Annotated in this window: 18 protein-coding genes; 10 read left to right on the top strand and 8 right to left on the bottom strand. The window is 38.5% G+C overall.

Translation table 11 applies throughout. The features are described from left to right. Positions 1–50: 50 nt before the first annotated feature. Both AM305_RS01855 and AM305_RS01860 read left to right on the top strand, forming a co-directional pair. Positions 51–1,661, top strand: a complete 1,611-nt coding sequence (locus AM305_RS01855; RefSeq protein WP_420196302.1) for a DNA recombination protein RmuC — start codon at positions 51–53, stop codon at positions 1,659–1,661. Beyond that, positions 1,651–2,235 (top strand): anthranilate synthase component II, encoded by a 585-nt coding sequence (locus tag AM305_RS01860; protein ID WP_005822632.1) that lies wholly within the window; start codon positions 1,651–1,653, stop codon positions 2,233–2,235. Before AM305_RS01855 ends, AM305_RS01860 begins: the two co-directional genes overlap by 11 nt. Here the strand turns inward: AM305_RS01860 and AM305_RS01865 are convergent. The 3 genes from AM305_RS01865 to AM305_RS01875 all read right to left on the bottom strand — a co-directional run bounded on the left by AM305_RS01865 (position 2,232) and on the right by AM305_RS01875 (position 5,211). Next, complete coding sequence (locus AM305_RS01865; protein ID WP_005822634.1) at positions 2,232–3,380, bottom strand: 3-phenylpropionate MFS transporter; 1,149 nt, start codon at positions 3,378–3,380, stop codon at positions 2,232–2,234. The two genes, AM305_RS01860 and AM305_RS01865, sit on opposite strands and share 4 nt — an antisense overlap. After that, entirely contained in the window at positions 3,377–4,195 is an 819-nt protein-coding gene (gene proC, locus AM305_RS01870) for a pyrroline-5-carboxylate reductase (RefSeq protein ID WP_005822635.1), read from the bottom strand. The genes AM305_RS01865 and proC overlap by 4 nt, the downstream gene beginning before the upstream one ends. Before the next feature lie 86 nt (positions 4,196–4,281). After that, entirely contained in the window at positions 4,282–5,211 is a 930-nt protein-coding gene (locus tag AM305_RS01875) for a hypothetical protein (RefSeq protein WP_005822636.1), read from the bottom strand. A 178-nt stretch (positions 5,212–5,389) separates the two neighbouring features. On the opposite strand from AM305_RS01875, the gene AM305_RS01880 reads away from it, so the two are divergent. Beyond that, positions 5,390–5,602, top strand: coding sequence for an HP1242/YdcH family protein (locus AM305_RS01880; RefSeq protein ID WP_005820069.1), 213 nt, complete (start codon positions 5,390–5,392; stop codon positions 5,600–5,602). Between the two features lie 68 nt (positions 5,603–5,670). Here the strand turns inward: AM305_RS01880 and AM305_RS01885 are convergent, their stop codons facing one another. Then, positions 5,671–6,768: a porin gene (locus AM305_RS01885; protein WP_005822638.1), complete on the bottom strand. Its 1,098-nt coding sequence runs from the start codon at positions 6,766–6,768 to the stop codon at positions 5,671–5,673. Positions 6,769–6,934: 166 nt separating this feature from the next. Here AM305_RS01885 and lpxB point away from each other — a divergent pair, with 166 nt between their 5' ends. The 4 genes from lpxB to AM305_RS01905 are packed head-to-tail and all read left to right on the top strand — an operon-like array spanning position 6,935 to position 9,879. Further along, a complete protein-coding gene (gene lpxB / locus AM305_RS01890) occupies positions 6,935–8,110 on the top strand; it encodes a lipid-A-disaccharide synthase (protein WP_005822639.1) in 1,176 nt (391 codons plus the stop codon). Between the two features lie 53 nt (positions 8,111–8,163). Further along, positions 8,164–9,216, top strand: coding sequence for a protease SohB (sohB, locus tag AM305_RS01895; protein WP_005822641.1), 1,053 nt, complete (start codon positions 8,164–8,166; stop codon positions 9,214–9,216). Positions 9,217–9,228: 12 nt separating this feature from the next. Beyond that, the gene (locus AM305_RS01900) at positions 9,229–9,417 is read left to right on the top strand and encodes a WlaTC/HtrL family glycosyltransferase (RefSeq protein WP_005822643.1); all 189 of its coding nucleotides are present in this window, start codon (positions 9,229–9,231) and stop codon (positions 9,415–9,417) included. A gap of 15 nt (positions 9,418–9,432) precedes the next feature. Then, positions 9,433–9,879 (top strand): capsular polysaccharide synthesis protein, encoded by a 447-nt coding sequence (locus AM305_RS01905; RefSeq protein ID WP_005822645.1) that lies wholly within the window; start codon positions 9,433–9,435, stop codon positions 9,877–9,879. Here AM305_RS01905 and AM305_RS01910 read toward each other — a convergent pair whose 3' ends face one another. The 4 genes from AM305_RS01910 to nadR form a co-directional block, all read right to left on the bottom strand. Next, positions 9,880–10,398, bottom strand: coding sequence for a porin family protein (locus AM305_RS01910; protein WP_005821634.1), 519 nt, complete (start codon positions 10,396–10,398; stop codon positions 9,880–9,882). It lies immediately after the preceding gene. Between the two features lie 72 nt (positions 10,399–10,470). Next, positions 10,471–11,190 (bottom strand): two-component system response regulator ArcA, encoded by a 720-nt coding sequence (gene arcA, locus AM305_RS01915; RefSeq protein WP_005822647.1) that lies wholly within the window; start codon positions 11,188–11,190, stop codon positions 10,471–10,473. Positions 11,191–11,338: 148 nt separating this feature from the next. Continuing rightward, positions 11,339–12,034 (bottom strand): metallophosphoesterase family protein, encoded by a 696-nt coding sequence (locus AM305_RS01920; protein ID WP_005822649.1) that lies wholly within the window; start codon positions 12,032–12,034, stop codon positions 11,339–11,341. Next, positions 12,031–13,317: a multifunctional transcriptional regulator/nicotinamide-nucleotide adenylyltransferase/ribosylnicotinamide kinase NadR gene (nadR, locus tag AM305_RS01925; RefSeq protein WP_035293718.1), complete on the bottom strand. Its 1,287-nt coding sequence runs from the start codon at positions 13,315–13,317 to the stop codon at positions 12,031–12,033. Before nadR ends, AM305_RS01920 begins: the two co-directional genes overlap by 4 nt. 251 nt (positions 13,318–13,568) lie before the next feature. On the opposite strand from nadR, the gene ribF reads away from it, so the two are divergent. The 3 genes from ribF to ileS are packed head-to-tail and all read left to right on the top strand — an operon-like array spanning position 13,569 to position 17,939. Beyond that, complete coding sequence (ribF, locus tag AM305_RS01930) at positions 13,569–14,543, top strand: bifunctional riboflavin kinase/FAD synthetase (RefSeq protein WP_005822652.1); 975 nt, start codon at positions 13,569–13,571, stop codon at positions 14,541–14,543. Between the two features lie 37 nt (positions 14,544–14,580). Further along, the gene (locus tag AM305_RS11785; RefSeq protein WP_005822655.1) at positions 14,581–15,078 is read left to right on the top strand and encodes a PH domain-containing protein; all 498 of its coding nucleotides are present in this window, start codon (positions 14,581–14,583) and stop codon (positions 15,076–15,078) included. 47 nt (positions 15,079–15,125) lie between these two features. Beyond that, positions 15,126–17,939 (top strand): isoleucine--tRNA ligase, encoded by a 2,814-nt coding sequence (gene ileS, locus AM305_RS01940; RefSeq protein ID WP_005822657.1) that lies wholly within the window; start codon positions 15,126–15,128, stop codon positions 17,937–17,939. The last annotated feature ends 390 nt before the right edge of the window (positions 17,940–18,329 follow it).

Genomic DNA, 18,329 nt, shown 5'->3' on the forward strand with positions numbered 1-18,329 from the left:
GTATAACATGATAATATATACTCATTATTTTTACAGTATTCTTTATGGCTATGTTTGAAAACTATTGGCACTATATTGTCATTGTCTTACTCTTTTTGCTTTCTTTAGTACTTTTCTTTTTCCACTCTCGAGCGCAACGAGATGTATTGGAATTACAACAAGATTTAGAAGAGGCTAAAAATACTTCTACTCAATTAACCCAAAAACTTGAACAGCTTTTGACAGAAAAAAGCCAGTTAGAGCAATGGGCTATTCAATATAAAGTCCAATCGGAAAATGCCCTTGAGCGAATTCGTGAAAAAGAGAATGAAATTGACTGCTTGCAACAAAAAATAATTTTGGCTGAACAAGCTGAAAATCAATTGGAAAATTACATTAGTGAGCTAAAAGAGCGAATTGGATCATCGCAGGCGAAAGCAGAAGGTTTAGAAGAACAGCTTCAAACCACACAAAATGCGCTTATAAATAAAGAGCGAGAAACTCAATCGTTATTTGTTCAGTTAAGTCAAACACAGAATGATTTAACGGAATTACGCACAACATTGCATGAAAAACAAGCCAATTTTGAAGCTCAGCAGCGGAATTTTATTGAAGTTAAGCAGCAGCTCAATAGTGAGTTTCAGCATTTGGCGCAACAAATCTTGGAAGAAAAGAGCCAGCTATTTGCACAGAGTAATCAAACGTCCCTTGATGCTTTATTAAAGCCGTTTAGAGAGCAAATTGAAGGCTTCCAAAAACGTGTGAATGAAGTTCATAGCGAATCGGTTAAAGGCACTGCAAATTTAGAAGCAGAGATTAAACGAGTGCTTCAAGTGGGGCTATCAATGTCTGAAGAAGCCCAAAATTTAGCCACAGCGTTAAAAGGTAACAATAAGGTTGCAGGTAATTGGGGAGAAGTGCAATTAGAAAGTGCTTTGCAAGCAGCAGGCTTATTAGCCGGTGAGCATTATGTTGCTCAAGAAAGTTTCCGTAATGAAGAAGGAAAACGATTTGCACCAGATTTTGTTCTGCATCTACCAGATAATAAGCATTTAATTATTGATAGCAAAGTGTCGCTTGTTGCTTACGATAAAGCGGTTCGAGCAGACAATATGGCGGAAATCAACCAAGCCTTTGATGAACATTGTCGTTCACTGAGAACCCATATTGAAGGTTTATCTAAGAAAAATTATAGTGCTTTATTAGGCGTGAAAAGTCCTGATTTTGTGTTAATGTTTGTGCCGATTGAGCCTGCTTATATTGAAGCTATGAAACATGATCCAACCTTGTTTAATTTTGGTTATGAACATAATGTGATTTTGGTTTCTTATACAACATTAATGCCTATTTTACGTACAGTTGCGAATTTATGGCGAATTGAACGAGGAAATAATGAAGCCCGTGAAATTAGCGAGAAAGCCGGTGAAATTTATAATCAAGTTTGTACCATTGCAGACCGTCTCAGTAAGCTAGGTAACACACTCAATACTGCCAATAATCAGTATAATCAAACTGTAACGGCTTTAGTGGGGCGACAAGGCTTACTTGGTAAAGTTGAACGTTTCCAACAACTTTCTAGTAAGGCAAGCCAGCTTGTTCCACAAGTAGAGCTTTTAACCAGCGATTTGGATACAGCAAAATTAGAAGTATTGGTAGAAAAGGAAGCGGAACATGACGACTAAGTTGTTAATTATCGATAATCACGATTCTTTTACTTTTAATTTAGTCGATTTATTGCGCCCAATTTGTCATACGCATCAGATTGACATGCAAATTGTGAAAGCAGAAGACGTGGAATTGGATAAAGTGGCGGAATTTAGTCATATTCTGATTTCACCGGGGCCGGATGTACCGAGAGCTTATCCAAAAACGTTTCAAATGCTGACGGATTATCATCAGTCTAAATCGATCTTAGGGGTTTGTTTAGGTCATCAGACCATCGCCGAATTTTTTGGTGGGGAACTGTATAATTTAGCGGAAGTAAGGCATGGGCAACAACGCCCACTTTATCAAATTCAGGATAATCCGCTTTTTCATTCTCTGCCGGCTTCGTTTAACATCGGGCTTTATCATTCGTGGGCAATTTCGCAAGATTCTTTAAAAAACACACCGCTTGTTGCAACCGCGGTGTGTGATCAAAATGTCTTGATGGCGTTTAAACATCAAACCTTGCCGATTTATGGTGTCCAATTTCACCCTGAATCTTTTATTACCGAGTATGGCAGCATGATGCTAACGCATTGGCTTGTGAGCTAAAAGTTTGTTGAAAAACGCTTTGGCACAATAAAGATTGCCGGTAGAGCAAAAAGTGTCATCGTTAAAAACATCCACGTTGGGCTACTTTGATAGATAATGCCGGAAAGGAATGTAAAAATGGCCATCATGGCACAGCTGCCTAATCCGAAATAGAGTCCTTGCAACTTCGCAATTTTGTTCGTTTCTTGGCTAGAAATATAGCGAATCATCGCAAAATGAGCTAAGGCAAAACTCAGTGAATGAAAGAGTTGTGAGAATGCGAGTAGGTTAATGTCAGTCGTAGTGGCGAGTAATGTCCAACGCAGGGCAGTCCCAAGTGTTGAAACGAGGATTAAATACGCAAGTCGAATTCGTGTGAAAAAGCGTTTTGCGATAAAAAATAAACCAATTTCGGCAATGACGGCTAATCCCCACAATAGGCTAATTGCTTGAGTCGAAATGCCTAATGAAGACCAATAAATGGTGCTATAAGTATAGTAAGCTGCATGCGAAGCAAGAATCAAAGAAACTGCCATCAACATTCTGAATGTTGTGGGTTCTTTCAGAATTTGCCAGTAGCTAAATGAGATACTTGCCTCTTGTTGTTGAGGTTGTTGTAAGCCAATCGTTGGCGTAAAAAGTTGCCCTAAGCCAAGTAAAAGAAGAAAAGCACCACAAATCAACACAATAGATTCTGTACCCAACCAACCGACTAAATAGCCCGTACTAATCGAGCCAACGACAAAAGCTAGTGAACCGAATAAACGTGCTTTTCCATAATCTAATCCCACTTGCTGTTGCCAAACAGAAGCAATGCTATCTGCAATGGGCATTGCTCCTGCATTGAAAATGTGAAAGAGCATGAGCATCGGGAAGAAGAGCCAGATATTCTCAACCGTGAGAATGAGACCTACTACAACAGCTAAATTTAACCAAGTAAGCCAACGTGCAGTCGGTAAAAATTGCGAAACTTGCTTTACCCGTTGAGAGCTTAGCATACCGCCAAGAAAGCGAAATAAATAACCAAAGGAAACTAATAAGCCAATCATTTCCGTTTCGTAGCCATAATGTTTTAGCCAAACAGGTAAAAAAGGTAAGATCACGCCATAAGCACAGAAGAACCCGAAAAAATTAAAGGAAGACCATTGAAACGGGGTCAATTTCATAGTGATTTCTCCATTTCCTCCGCACGCTGAATTGCGGCTTGCATAGCATCATCAATAATTTTAGGGAGTTGGTATTGTTCAAATACAGCGAGAGCTTGTGCCGTTGTACCACCTTTTGAGGTAACATTTTCTCGTAAGGTGGAAAGAGGCGTAGTTGGATTTTCTGCAACTAATTTCGCCGCCCCTAATGCAGCCTGCTGAACTAAAAAACGTGCATCATCAGCAGAGAACCCCATGGCTTCGGCAGAGTTTTGCATCGCTTCCATAAAACGGAAAAAATAAGCTGGACTTGAACCTGTAATCGCAATAATTTGATTTATCTGCGCTTCTTGCGCTACCCAATAGCATTTTCCTACGGCTGCCATAAGCGTTTCAGCAAATTGACAAGCGGTCGGATCAACGGATTTTTCTGCAAAAAGTCCGGTTAGTCCCTCGCCAATCAGAGAAGGCGTATTTGGCATGGTTCGAATAATGTGTTGAGCGTGAGGGAGAAGTTGTTTTAAACGGGCAACTGATATCCCCGCGGCAATAGAAATGATCCATTTATTAGCAAGATCGATGTCTGCAAATTCCGCACATACTTCTGCCATCATTTGTGGTTTTACCGCTAAAATAATCACATCAGCCTGTTCTACTGCTTGTCGATTGGTAAAATGGGTATGAATTCCGACCGCTTGTAATGCTTCTCGGCGAGCAACATTTGATTTATTGCAGGCAATAATTTCATTAGCATGATAACCGCTTTTTAATAGCCCTTGCATGATCGCCCATGCCATGTTACCCGCCCCAATAAAAGCTAATTTTTTTTGTATCATGAATTCCCCTTTATCCTCTTTAGTTATGAAAAGACCGACATTGGTGTCGGTCTGCTTGTTTGATTGCCTACACAATAACGATGTTATTAACTAGAACGCTTATTCTTCGGCATCGGATCTTCAATCGGTCTAATCTCTTTTTCTGGATTTTCTGGATCTTGTTTTGGTGTAGACTCTGGTTGTTTCTCCGTTTCTGATTTAGGCGCTTCTGTATTCTGTGTCGCTGGCTGTGTTTCTACTGTGTTTTCTGGTGTCGTAGGTACTGTTTGAGAAGGCACTTCAACGACTTGAGTTCTATTTTCAGCCGCATTTTCTGATTTTTGCACAGCGGCATCTTGAGCTGGTGCTGGTTGAGTATTTTCAACAATGGCTTTAGTCGGCACGCCAATAGCTGGGTGTTCTAATACTTTTTCAGAAAATTGTGCTTGTTTTAGCGCAAATGATTGAAATAGACCGCTTGCTGTTTTTTCAATGACCTGATTTTCATCACTCACTTCTGGTACGGTATAGGCCGCAACGTGAACGACTTGCTCATCGTTAATTTTTTTCACGGTAATTTTTTTACTTAAATCGACTCTTGGATCTAACCATACCGCTACAATAGAGTCATTGACTGCTTTATCAAATTCTTCAGGGATAATCTGATCATTTACAACAAAATAGCCTTTATCTTCTAAAGCAATATAGCTCAGTAAATCGCCTGATTTTAAATCGGGTAGGAGTCTTCTTAAGCGCTCAATCACTTTATTTTGTTCAGGTACTTTAATATCTAAGCTTGCCCATGAACGTGCAATAGAAATCGCAAAGTCTCGCCCATCAACAGGTTTATCATATTTTAAACTTAACATTAAAGGACGAGTTTGAGGCTGATATTCCCCATTTTCAGTAAATAACGTAATGTTATAAATTTTGAAGGGCCCCCACGTATAATCGAGATCATTAATTTTTTCCCAATTCGCGAAGGTTGTGTGACTGAATACAGAAAATAAAAGAGTAAAGAGAACTTTGTAACGCATTATTATTGCCTCTCAAGAAATTTGTTCGCATTATACCGTGAAAATATAAAATTTCGTAGAATGATTTTTAAGATAAAAATTTTGTGATCTAGTTCAAATTTTTGAGATATTTACCGAGCGATTTATATTAGAAGTGCTACTATGATTATGCTATCCACAACCATTAGAGGAGTATTTTATGTTTCCAGAGTATCGTGATCTTATTTCAAAATTGAAGGTAGAAGATGCTCATTTTGCTCGATTATTTGAAAGACATAATGAGTTGGATCAGAAAATTAAAAATCAAGAAGCGAATATTGAATTAGCAACACATGAGGAAATTGAAAATCTGAAAAAAGAGAAGCTTCATATTAAAGATGAGCTTTATGCTATTTTAAAACAAAAAGCGTAATTAGCTTTAGGACTATATAAAAAAGTGCGACATTCAAGTCGCACTTTTTGCTTTAGACTAATTGTATCTTACCAGTAAGCACGTGCACCGATAACAGTGATGTTATCACGAACGCGTTTAGTTTTTTCGCCATTTTCAAAGTGTTTTGCGTGAGTTGTTTGCCACTCAACAAAAGCTTTTAAGTATTTAGGTACGATGTAGTATTCCGTTCCTAACATAAATTGATGGCGTCTTACTTTGGTATCGTTACTTCCAGCAATTGCATCTAACTTATTATCTTTGTAAGCATACATAGTATAAGCACTCCAATCATCCGTTAATTTTTGACGTAATACGGTACGGATTTCTTTCTCAGTGCGTTTATTACCAACTAATGCTTGGTCATTTGTTTCACGGCGTTCTAAATCTACGCCCACAGTTGTTTTATCATAAGTATAAGCTACGCCAAATGAGAACGCATTGCGATCATAAGCTGGTCGATTTGATTGCTCAAAGCGATCGCGAGTAAAGCCGATGCCGGTTTTTACGCTTTGTAACTCATCAATTTTGTGTTTATAGATTGCTGCCGCACCCCAAACATCTTTTACATGGTTGGTTAAATCTAAACCGTTTGAACCACGTTGGCTATGACCAGAATAGAATGCGCCTAATTTTAAGCCATCAATACCTTGATAAGTATATTGGATAGCGTGGCGTGCATTTGCAGTTAATAAACCATCACTTAAACTTAATGTATTCGGTAAGTCAGTTTGTTTTACTTCATCGGTTACGGTTGTCATATGACCATAGGTTAATTCACCGTACTGCTTATGACCAATACCTGCATAAAGTTGGCGATCGTAAACGTGGTCAAAACCGTGTTGAGAGCTTGCTAAATCTTGGAAACGCCATTCAACGCGACCTAACGCATAGAAGCCAGCACCAAGTTGTTGGTTTACTTTAAAGCCAAAACGTGAGCCGTTATTGCTTACTGCTTTATTTACGTGATTTCGTGTTGTTGCACCATTCACATTTGAAGTTTTATTAGCCTCACTGCGCCATTGTAAACGTGCAGAACCGGTAAATTCTACTTTTGTGCCTGTTTCTTCACTATCGAAAACAGTGATTGCTGATGCTGAGTTTGCCACGAAAGCAGATGCTAACAGGGCTAATGTTGTTTTTTTCATTATAAAAATCCCACAGTCAAAAAAAAGAGGCTATATTCTAGCTTATATAACAATACCTAATCAATCCGATTTTGTTTGTTTATATTGCGATTAGTTATAATAACCATATAATACCGTTTTATTTTTACCCTTATTTTTACTCTTAGAACATTGAGAGGACATTGAGATGGAACAACAATCTCCGTTAATCGCACTTGTTGCCGGCGAAGTTTCGGGCGATATTTTGGGGGCAGGTTTAATTAACGCTTTAAAACTTCATTATCCTAATGCTCGTTTTATTGGCGTTGCCGGTGAGAAAATGCAAAAAGCCGGTTGTGAAACACTATTTGAAATGGAAGAGCTTGCCGTGATGGGATTAGCGGAAGTGGTTAAACATCTTCCTCGTTTACTTAAACGCCGTAAACAAGTAATTGAAACGATGCTAGAAATGAAACCGGATATTTTTATCGGCATTGATGCACCTGATTTCAATCTTACTGTGGAAGAAAAACTCAAAGCTCAAGGGATTAAAACTATCCATTATGTTAGCCCTTCGGTTTGGGCTTGGCGCCAAAACCGTATTCATAAAATTGCAAGAGCGACAAACTTAGTCTTGGCGTTTTTACCTTTTGAGAAAGCTTTCTATGACCGTTTTAATGTGCCTTGCCGTTTTATTGGGCATACGATGGCAGATGCCATTCCGCTCAAACCTAACCGAACGGAAGCCTGTAATATGTTGGGAATTGATGAACAACAGCGTTATATCGCTATTCTGGCAGGAAGCCGTGCGAGTGAAATTCATTTTTTGGCAGAGCCGTTTCTAAAAACAGCACAAATTTTGCAAGAAAAACACCCTGATTTGCAATTTTTAGTGCCCATGGTTAATGAAAAAAGGCGAGCGCAATTTGAGGCAGTGAAAGCACAAGTTGCGCCAAATCTTCAGATAAACATCATTAATGGTAATGCGCGCCAAGCTATGATTGCGGCAGAATGTACGTTACTGGCTTCAGGCACGGCAGCATTTGAAGCGATGCTTTGTAAATCTCCAATGGTAGTCGGGTATAAAATGAAGCCGATGACTTATTGGTTGGCAAAAAAATTGGTCAAAACCGACTATATCTCTTTGCCAAATTTATTAGCAAATGAACCGCTTGTTCCAGAGCTTATTCAAGACGAATGTAATCCGGAAAATTTAGCGTGGTATTTAAATCGCTATTTAAGTGATGATGCCGATAGTCAAAAGCAAAAAAATGAATTGAAACAACGTTTCACAGAGTTACATAAACTTATTCAATGTGATGCTGATAGCCAAGCCGCACAAGCTGTGGTGGAGTTGTTAAATCATACGCCTGAAGCAAAATAATGCGCTAACAAGCGGTTAAATTATTCTTATTTTTTACAAAAGGACACTTATCAATGTGGAAAGAAATTCTTCTCAATTATGGGATATTTTTACTCGAGCTTTTAACCATTTTTGGCATTATCGCCGTTGTTGTGATGTTGATTTTAGAAGCTAAAAAACAACCTGAAGATGGGGCTATCTCAATTACGAATTTCTCTAAAAAATACCAAGAGCAACAAACTTCACTTAATCATTTCTTTTTAAGTGAGGAAGAGCTTAAACAACAAGAGAAAGCGGAAAAAGAAGCCGAGAAAGCAAAAGCGAAAGCGGAGAAAAAACGCATAAAAGAAGGAAAAGAAAAACCTGAAGAAGAGCAAAAAGCTCGTTTATTTGTTTTAGATTTCAATGGCGATGTTCACGCCAATGCGGTAAATGCATTACGTAAAGAAATTACCGCACTCTTATCTATTGCGAAACCGAATGATGAAGTACTACTTAAATTAGAAAGCCCTGGTGGTGTGGTTCACGGCTATGGTTTAGCTGCTTCACAATTACAGCGTTTGAAAGCCAAAAACATACCGCTTACGGTGGCGGTAGATAAAGTAGCGGCAAGCGGTGGCTATATGATGGCTTGTGTTGCCGATAAAATTATTTCAGCACCTTTTGCGGTTATTGGATCTATCGGTGTTGTAGCTCAAGTACCAAATATTCACCGCTTATTGAAAAAACACGATATTGACGTAGATGTGATGACGGCGGGGGAATACAAGCGTACGGTAACCTTAGTTGGCGAAAATACCGAAAAAGGTAAACAAAAATTCCAACAAGAGCTAGAAGAAACACACGATTTATTTAAACAGTTTGTCACGCAACACCGCCCTCAATTAGACATTGAGAAAATTGCGACCGGTGAACACTGGTTTGGGCAACAAGCATTGGCATTAAATTTAGTTGATGAAATTGCAACGAGCGATGATCTGTTAGTGAAGGCGGTTGAAGATAAAGAAATTATTGAGCTGAAATACAAGGAAAAGAAAAACTTAACCCAACGTATTGGTTTACAGATGGAGCAGTCTGTTGAAAGTTTGCTTGGGAAAATGCTTAATAAGAGAAGATTTATAATGTAAGAGATATTTTTCATGACAAAAGAGATTACGATTGTAACGGCATTTTTTGATATTGGCAGAGGGAATATTTCTACAGAAGCAGGCTATCCAAGCTATTTAATACGTAGTAATAACACCTACTTTAGTTATTTTGTTCATCTTGCCAAATTAGAAAAAGGGGGATGGTTCTCTATGTTTAAAAGATTTTCAGTCTCTCAATAAGATGAGCGTATAGCGATGCAGACGATTAATTTCACAGATTGCTTAGCAAAAAAACTTTACACTGAGCTATACAAGCGGTCGGATTTTTCTCAAACAATGGAACCACAACAGCAGATTTACTATTACCGAGAAGTAAACCGTGAGCAAATGCAACACGTGGCGAAAATTTGGGAACAAGTCATTACGCAGTATTATAACCAGCCTTTTCCTCCCTTTGAAATTAAACCTAAGCAAAATTTGGATGGGAAGAAAATTATTTGGCAATACTGGGGGCAGGATATCGATGCTAATTTGCCTGATATGGTCAAGCTCTGCTTTGCGAGTGTTGAGCGTTTTAAAGATGACTACGTGGTTATTCGATTGACGGATAAAACCATAAGGGATTATATCGAATTGCCTGAATTTATTTGGCAAAAGCGACAAACCCCTGCCTTTGTGCCTTGCCCCTATGAATTATCTTGATTAGAATCGATATCCTACGTTAGCCGTAAAATCATTGCCTTTTAATTTTGTACCGCTACGTTTTAAGTTGTTACGTGTATATTCTGCACCAACTTCAACGTTGCTTGATACCGCATATTTTGCTCCAGCGCCATAGCCAAAGCCACGATAAGTTTCATCGCCCACTTTGCTTGAGCTTGCATCCACTTTTACGTAAGGTAATAAATCTGAACCTACACGGTAGCCTTGTTGGTAAGCAACGGTGTATTTATTTTTCTGTTTTACATCGTTAAAAACTTTCGTGCTACCTACTTTTGCTTTACCTTGAACAATACCAACAAAGTTGCTACCGTAATCCATTCCATAGTCCACAACAAGAGCCGGACCGGTAGATTGTTTACCTTTTACGCCATCAACTTTATATTTTGCGGTAGTTAAATCAACACCTACGCCTAAGCCTGTAAAAGTTTCACCTACCGGTGCAGCAAAAGCAGAGGCAGAAAATAGCCCTGCTAATGTAAGTACTGCCATTTTTTTCATAATTGAATCCTTATTGATATCTTAAAAAGAATAGTAAGCCCTGTGGGCTTAATAAAAATAGACAAAGCTGTCTTACTCAAGTTCACCACAAAAACGATAACCTTCGCCATGTACGGTAATAATGATCTCAGGTGTATTCGGATGATCTTCAAAATGTTTGCGAATTCGGCGAATCGTTACATCAACCGTGCGATCATGCGGTTTTAATTCACGCCCAGTCATTTTTAGTAAAAGATCTTCTCGGGTTTGAATTTTTCCTGGATTTTCACAAAAGTGGAGTAATGCTCTAAATTCACTCCGTGGTAATTTATTTTCTTCGCCTTCAGGGCTAATGAGGCTACGGCTGTTAATATCTAACGTCCAGCCATTAAAGCGGTATTGTTCAATATTTTTTTCAGGTTGAAGTTTTTCTTTATCTTCTACCATTGTACGATGAAGTAAATTTCTAGCACGAATCGTTAATTCGCGAGGATTAAAAGGTTTAGTAATGTAATCATCGGCACCAATTTCTAATCCTAAAATTTTATCAATTTCGTTATCTCGTCCTGTGAGAAACATTAAGGCAACTTTGGTTGTTTCTCTCAATTCACGAGCTAACATAAGTCCATTTTTTCCGGGTAAATTGATATCCATAATCACTAAGTGAATTGTTTGTTTTGCAAGAATTTCATGCATTTGTGTGCCATCAATTGCTTCAAATACATTATATCCTTCGGCTTCAAAGATATTTTTTAATGTATTGCGTGTGACAGCTTCATCTTCAACAATTAAAACTTGTGGATTATTCTGCATAATAGAGATTCCTCATTTGAAATGACGTAATAATAACATTTCAATAATGTTGCGAAATTGTATCATTGTACCTGATGGTAACTGTTACTCAAAAAAGTTATTTACCGTTTTTTTATGCTTAATCAAATTTTTAACAAATTTGATTACTTTATGCTGTTTGATCCCGATCATCAATGCCAAATATCAAATAATTCCCGTTAATATCGGCAAGGCTTCGGAAGCCAACATTAAACATCTCACAATGTTTATTGCGATTAATAGGTTTGTAATCAAAATTATCATGGTGATGCCCGTGAAATATTTTACGTACGCCCATTTTTTTCGCTAATTGATTGATGATTGCAAAGCCCTGAGGATGAGGTCTTGGCGCCTCATGAGTAATTAAAATATCTGCTTTTTGTGTTTCTAAGGTTTCCACATCCGAAGGAAAAATAGAAGTCCGATGTCTAAGTGGCAAACCGCCTCGCCAAATCTTTTCTTGTGGCATATACTGACAGTAGTGAATTGGGTCAAAAAACATCGGGCGGTTAGGAGGCATCCAAATATGCCCTCTAAAAACGCCACCTAACCCAGCAATTTTGACGCCTTGAATATCGACCACTTTGCCATGTAAATTACGTGTTTTCCATTCGCTTCCCCAAAGGGCATCAAAAGCGGCAGCTGTTTTACTATCGTGATTTCCGTGGATAAACCAAATATCACAATATTGCGCTAATTTATCGAGATCATGCGGCGTAGTCAGTTGTAAATCACCTAAAATAACCAATGCAACATTTTGTTGAGAGGTCACAATAGGATAGAGGTGTTCGTAGCTGCCATGCGGATCTCCGGCAAATAGAATCATGCGTTACCTTCCGATTCGGTATCAGTATTAAATTGTTTAAATTGTAACGGAATTGGCTCATCATTTAAAATAGCTTCAACCACTTCTTTTGTTTGGTTATAGCGATCTAAATAGCTTGGCGATTCAATTTCAATATAAGGAATATGATGTTTCTCTAACAATTTTTTAAGTAAAGTTTGGAAGCGTTGGCGTTGTTTTAGAGAGCCTAGGCTACGCAAACCATCATCAACCCATTTGGTATTGTTAGCAAGTAAAATGGTTACATCAAAAGGATATTCCTTAATCATTGAATCCAAAAACGGATGCGATTTTCCTTCATATTGAATACAAAAGGCTTGTGTTGTAATGTAGTCCGTATCAATAAAAGCCACCTTATGGGCATGCTTCATTGCATAATCTACATAGCGTTTGTGTCCAAGTGCCATTTGAGGGTAATCGGAGTATTGCATTGCTTGTTCATCGCCCCCGAGTTGCTCAAATACGAATTCACGACCATACTCCCAAGCAGATGTGGTATTAAAGACATTTGCCAGTTTGCTCACAAGAACGGATTTACCGCTGCTTTCTCCCCCTAAAATCGCAATGGTTTTCACGAAAAATGGACGAACCTCTTTTGGAATAAAACGCCAGTATTGGAACGGATTATTACGGATTTTGGTTGCCGAAACGTTAAAGTGCTTGCGATCAGGATCGACTAAATGAACCTCTAAATTAAGGTATTTTTCATAAGGTTCTTTATCTTGCATTTCGCTACTAAAAACGATAGTCGGTTGAATGTTTTTTTCAACGAATAATTCTTTTACTCGGTTCGCCCAACCTTCCCAGCCATTAGGATAGCTAGGAATACCATCTTCAGATAAATGATGAATTAAGATGTGTTTTTGTTGATATTTAAAAATTTGTTGCATCCAACGTAGGCGATCTTCATTGGTTGGCATTCTCTTCATTTTGCTCTGTTTGAAGAGTTGGAGATCACGTTCCGTATCCGTACAGACGACCACATGTAAAACATCCACTTTACTGAATGCTTCATAGATCATATTAATATGCCCTGTATGAATAGGATAGAACTTGCCAAAAATCACGCCAATACGTTGATTTTTATCTTCTACAATGTTTAAAACTTGATGAAGTGCTTTTAATTTTGCTGCACTTGGGTTTTTAATTTTGCCACTGACTAATTGATTAAAATAAGCTCGCGTCACGCCTGCTTGAGTACATACGTCATTGACTTTCATTTTTAGCTGTTTACGCTTGGTTTGAAGGTAGGCGAAATGGGTTATCGTTGTCATAATTTAGAAAAGGTTGTAAATAATCATATATATGATAAAGCAAAATGTAGCATTTGAATAATCTTTTCTGCCTAACAGTAAGAAAAATGCACTATTTATGAGACATAAATAGTAGAATAGTATTTCTCTTCTTGATTTTTGCAAAAAATTGCTGGAATCAGACCGCTTTTATTTCCTCTTTTAGCGGATAACCGCTATAATCAGAAGAATTTTTTTATTTTGTTTTTAAGATACCGTTACCCATGCAACTAGTTCGAGGATTCCATAATTTAGCCAATAACCCCATATTCCAACAAGGGTGTGCTTTATCCATTGGGAACTTTGACGGGGTACATTTAGGGCATCAAAACATTTTGGCTCGCTTAAATGAAAAAGCAAAAGCACTGAATTTGCCTTCGGTGGTGATGGTATTTGAGCCTCAACCTCGAGAGTTTTTTGCAAAAAAATCTGGAAATTTAACCGCTAATCCTCCGGCAAGATTGATGCGTTTAAGAGATAAACTTAAGTATTTAGAAAAAGCCGGGGTTGATTTTGTTCTTTGTGTGCGTTTTTCGGCACAATTTGCAAAACTAACGGCACATGAATTTATTGAAAAATTATTGGTAGAACGGTTAAACGTGCGCTATCTAAGCGTGGGCGATGATTTCCATTTTGGTTCAGATCGAAGCGGTAATTATCAAACGTTACTTAATGCGGGTAAAACGCTAGGGTTTGAAGTTGAAGAAAGCCACACCCATAGTTTTGAGAGTGAAAGAATTAGTAGCTCGTTAATTCGTGAAGCATTAAGTAAGGATGAATTAACGTTAGCCGCAAAACTACTGGGTAAACCTTATTCCATCGCTGGGCGTGTTGCTCATGGGAATAAATTAGGCAGAACCATTGGCTTTCCTACTGCAAATATTATGCTCAATCGTTTAGTGACACCACTGCAAGGCGTTTATGCGGTAAAAATAGAGACAAAATACGGTATATATAGCGGTATTGCCAATGTGGGGAATCGCCCAACGATAAACGGAACAAAACCGTTATTGGAAGTGCATTTGTTTGATTTTAATCACTCAATTTACGGTCAGGCAATTGAAGTCCTCTTTTTAAAAAAAATCCGTGCGGAAATTAAATTTGCAAGTTTTAATGAGTTAAGACAGCAAATTGAACAAGATCGGGAACAAGCAGTGAGGTTTTTTAGAGGTAATGATCCTGTATTATTCTTAGACTAATCATAAGTCAGTCTTTTTAGACTGTAAGGTGGAGACAATGAGCTATACAGACAAAATTTTACTAGCTAATGAAAAAATTATTTATCAAGGTAAAAGAAGCGTATTTCCTAAATTACCCTATATTATAGGTTTAAGTTTGATTTTTCCTTTTATAAGTGTATTAGGCACATTAGCTGTTTTTTTTGATAAAAATATTCTTAATCTTACAGGATTATTTACTGGTATTTTTTTAGGCGTTATTGTGTTTATTATTTTATATTTATTAGCAAAGCTTATTGTAAATAAAACGGAGCTTGTGATTACAAATAGAAGGATTATTGCAAAATTCGGGATTATTAGATTAGACACATTAGAGATAAGATTAGAAAACATTGAAAGTATTGGAATTGAACAAACTTTTTTAGGTAGATTGTTCAATTATGGAACGATTATTATTCACGGCTATGGTGGCTCAAATACGCCAATAATAGAAGTTATAAATCCTTTAAAATTTAAAAGAGAACTTGAACAATTACACGATACTTTTCAGACTTAAGTGTGATGTATTAAACAATATTCAATTTTATTAACTGGAACATAAAAATGACTGATTACAAAAACACATTAAATTTGCCTGAAACAGGCTTTCCGATGCGTGGGGATCTCGCTAAGCGTGAACCTGCGATGTTACAAAATTGGTATGACAAAAAGCTCTATCAAAAAATTCGTGAAGCATCAAAAGGGAAAAAATCCTTTATTCTGCACGATGGCCCTCCGTATGCGAATGGGAACATTCACATTGGTCACGCCGTTAATAAAATTTTAAAAGATATTATTATGAAGTCAAAAACCGCATTGGGTTTTGACACGCCTTATGTACCAGGTTGGGACTGCCACGGTTTGCCAATTGAGCTAAAAGTAGAAGGTTTGGTGGGTAAACCAAATGAAAAAATTTCTGCGGCAGAGTTCCGTCAAGCGTGTCGTGAATATGCAAAAGAGCAAGTCGAAGGACAAAAAGCAGACTTTATTCGTATGGGCGTGTTGGGCGATTGGGATAATCCATATCTCACGATGAACTTCAATACTGAAGCGAACATTATCCGTACTTTAGGTAAAGTAATTGCAAATGGTCACTTATACAAAGGCTCAAAACCGGTTCACTGGTGTTTAGACTGTGGCTCTTCCCTTGCTGAAGCCGAAGTGGAATATGAAGATAAAGTATCGCCATCAATCTATGTTCGTTTCCCTGCCAAAGATCAAGCAGAAATTGAAGCAAAATTTAACGCTCAAGGTAAGGGGCATGGTCAAATTTCTGCGGTGATTTGGACAACAACGCCTTGGACATTACCTTCAAATAAAGCGATTTCAATCAATCCGGAATTTGATTATCAATTAGTCCAATTTGGCGAAGAACGCGTTATTTTAGCGAAAGAACTCGTAGAAAGTGTACAAAATGCTGCAAAACTTGAAAGTGTTGATGTATTAGGTGAAGTAAAAGGCGAGGCATTAGAATTACTTCAATTTAATCACCCATTCTACGATTATAGTGTGCCATTAATTTTAGGCGATCATGTCACAACGGATGGTGGTACAGGTTTAGTTCATACCGCACCGGATCACGGTCAAGACGACTTTATCGTTTCGAAAAAATACAACATTGAAATGGCTGGTTTAGTCGGAAACGATGGTAAATTTAAAGCAGAAGCGCCATTCTTTGCAGGTTTAGGTGTTTTCGAATCAAACGAGAAAGTTTTAGAAAAATTAAAGGAGGTGGGGGCGTTACTTAAATTAGAACGCATTAAACACAGTTATCCACATTGCTGGCGCCACAAAACGCCGATTATTTTCCGTGCAACACCACAATGGTTTATCGGTATGGAAACGCAAGGTTTGCGCCAACAAGCGTTAGGCGAAATCAAATCCGTACGTTGGATTCCTGCTTGGGGAGAAGCGCGTATTGATACAATGGTGGCGAATCGTCCAGACTGGTGTATCTCTCGTCAGCGTACTTGGGGCGTACCAATGACGATGTTTATTCACAATGAAACGGAAGAGCTGCACCCACGTACAGAAGAAATCCTTGAAATCGTGGCAAAACGTGTGGAAGAAAAAGGTATCCAAGCGTGGTGGGATTTAGATCCAGCAGAAGTCTTAGGCGAAGAAGCTAAAGATTACCGCAAAGTACCAGATACACTCGATGTATGGTTCGATTCGGGATCAACTTATGCCTCTGTGGTAGAAGCTCGTCCAGAATTTAATGGTAATAGCGCAGATATGTACCTTGAAGGTTCAGACCAACATCGTGGTTGGTTTATGTCTTCATTAATGCTTTCAACCGCAACTAATGGCAAAGCACCTTATAAACAAGTATTAACTCACGGTTTCGTGGTTGATGAAAAAGGTCGCAAAATGTCAAAATCACTCGGTAACGTGATTGTGCCAAGTGAAGTATGGAATAAAAATGGTGCGGATATTTTACGTTTATGGGTTGCTTCAACAGACTATACGGGCGAAATTGCGGTTTCTCATAACATTTTAAATAGCGCAGGCGAATCGTACCGCCGTATTCGTAATACTGCTCGCTTCTTATTAGCGAACTTAAATGGCTTCGATCCAAAACGTGATTTGGTTAAACCGGAAGAGATGATCGCCTTAGATCGTTGGGCGGTAAGCTGTGCGTTAGATGCACAAAACGACATTAAAGAAGCCTATGATAATTATCAATTCCACACCGTTGTTCAGCGTTTAATGCGTTTCTGTTCAATCGAAATGGGATCGTTCTATTTAGATATTATCAAAGACCGTCAATACACCACCAAAGCAGACAGCCTTGCACGCCGTAGCTGTCAAACTGCGTTGTGGCATATCTCTGAAGCATTAGTGCGTTGGATGGCACCGATTTTATCCTTCACCGCCGATGAAATTTGGGGCTACTTACCACAAGTGGAAGAACGTTCTGAATTTGTCTTTACTGAAGAATTCTACACAGGCTTATTCGGTTTAAGTGAAAGCGACAAATTAGATGACAACTACTGGCAAAAACTGTTAAAAGTGCGTGCGGAAGTAAACCGTGTCTTAGAACAAGCGCGTAACGACAAGTTAATTGGTGCTGGCCTCGAAGCGAAAGTCACCGTGTATGCAAATGATGATATTCGTCCGTTGTTAGAACAGTTAGGCAACGAGCTACGTTTTGTGCTAATCACTTCACAAGCGATTGTTAAACCACTTGCAGAAGCTGATGTTGCAGAAGGCGAATTGGCGGGTCTTGCGGTGAAAGTAGAACGTGCAGACGGTGAAAAATGCCCACGTTGCTGGCACTATGCGACAGATATTGGTGCGAATGCAGAACATCCTGAGATTTGTGGGCGTTGTGTGGAGAATGTGGCAGGTAATGGCGAGCAAAGAGCATTTGCTTAAACAAGCACTTTCTCCGTAACTACATTTCCTACTTTTCTTTGCTTCGCCAAAGAAAAGTAGGCAAAAGAAAGGCGACCCCGAGCGTTTCTTCTTCCTACGCTTGTTGCTAATTTTTGGGACGAACTTTTCAAACTCGCTTGCTTTGCAAGCTCAAACACGAAAAGTTGTCCTCAAAAATTGACGCAACCGCTTCGGCGAAACGCAGGGGAGATCGAACATCTCGATCTTAGCATTACAAAAAATTTATTAAAACTCACCGCTTGTTATGGCGGATTGGGTTCCCTTCTGAACCGCCTGAGCGTGTTTAAATTTGTAGGAACATTTTTCTCTGAGCCAACGAAGTTGGCGAATTTAAAATGTTCCGTTAAGCAAATTTAAACTAAGCGAAGA

The organism is Actinobacillus minor NM305 (assembly GCF_000175195.1).
GTDB classification, from domain to species: domain Bacteria; phylum Pseudomonadota; class Gammaproteobacteria; order Enterobacterales; family Pasteurellaceae; genus Haemophilus_A; species Haemophilus_A minor.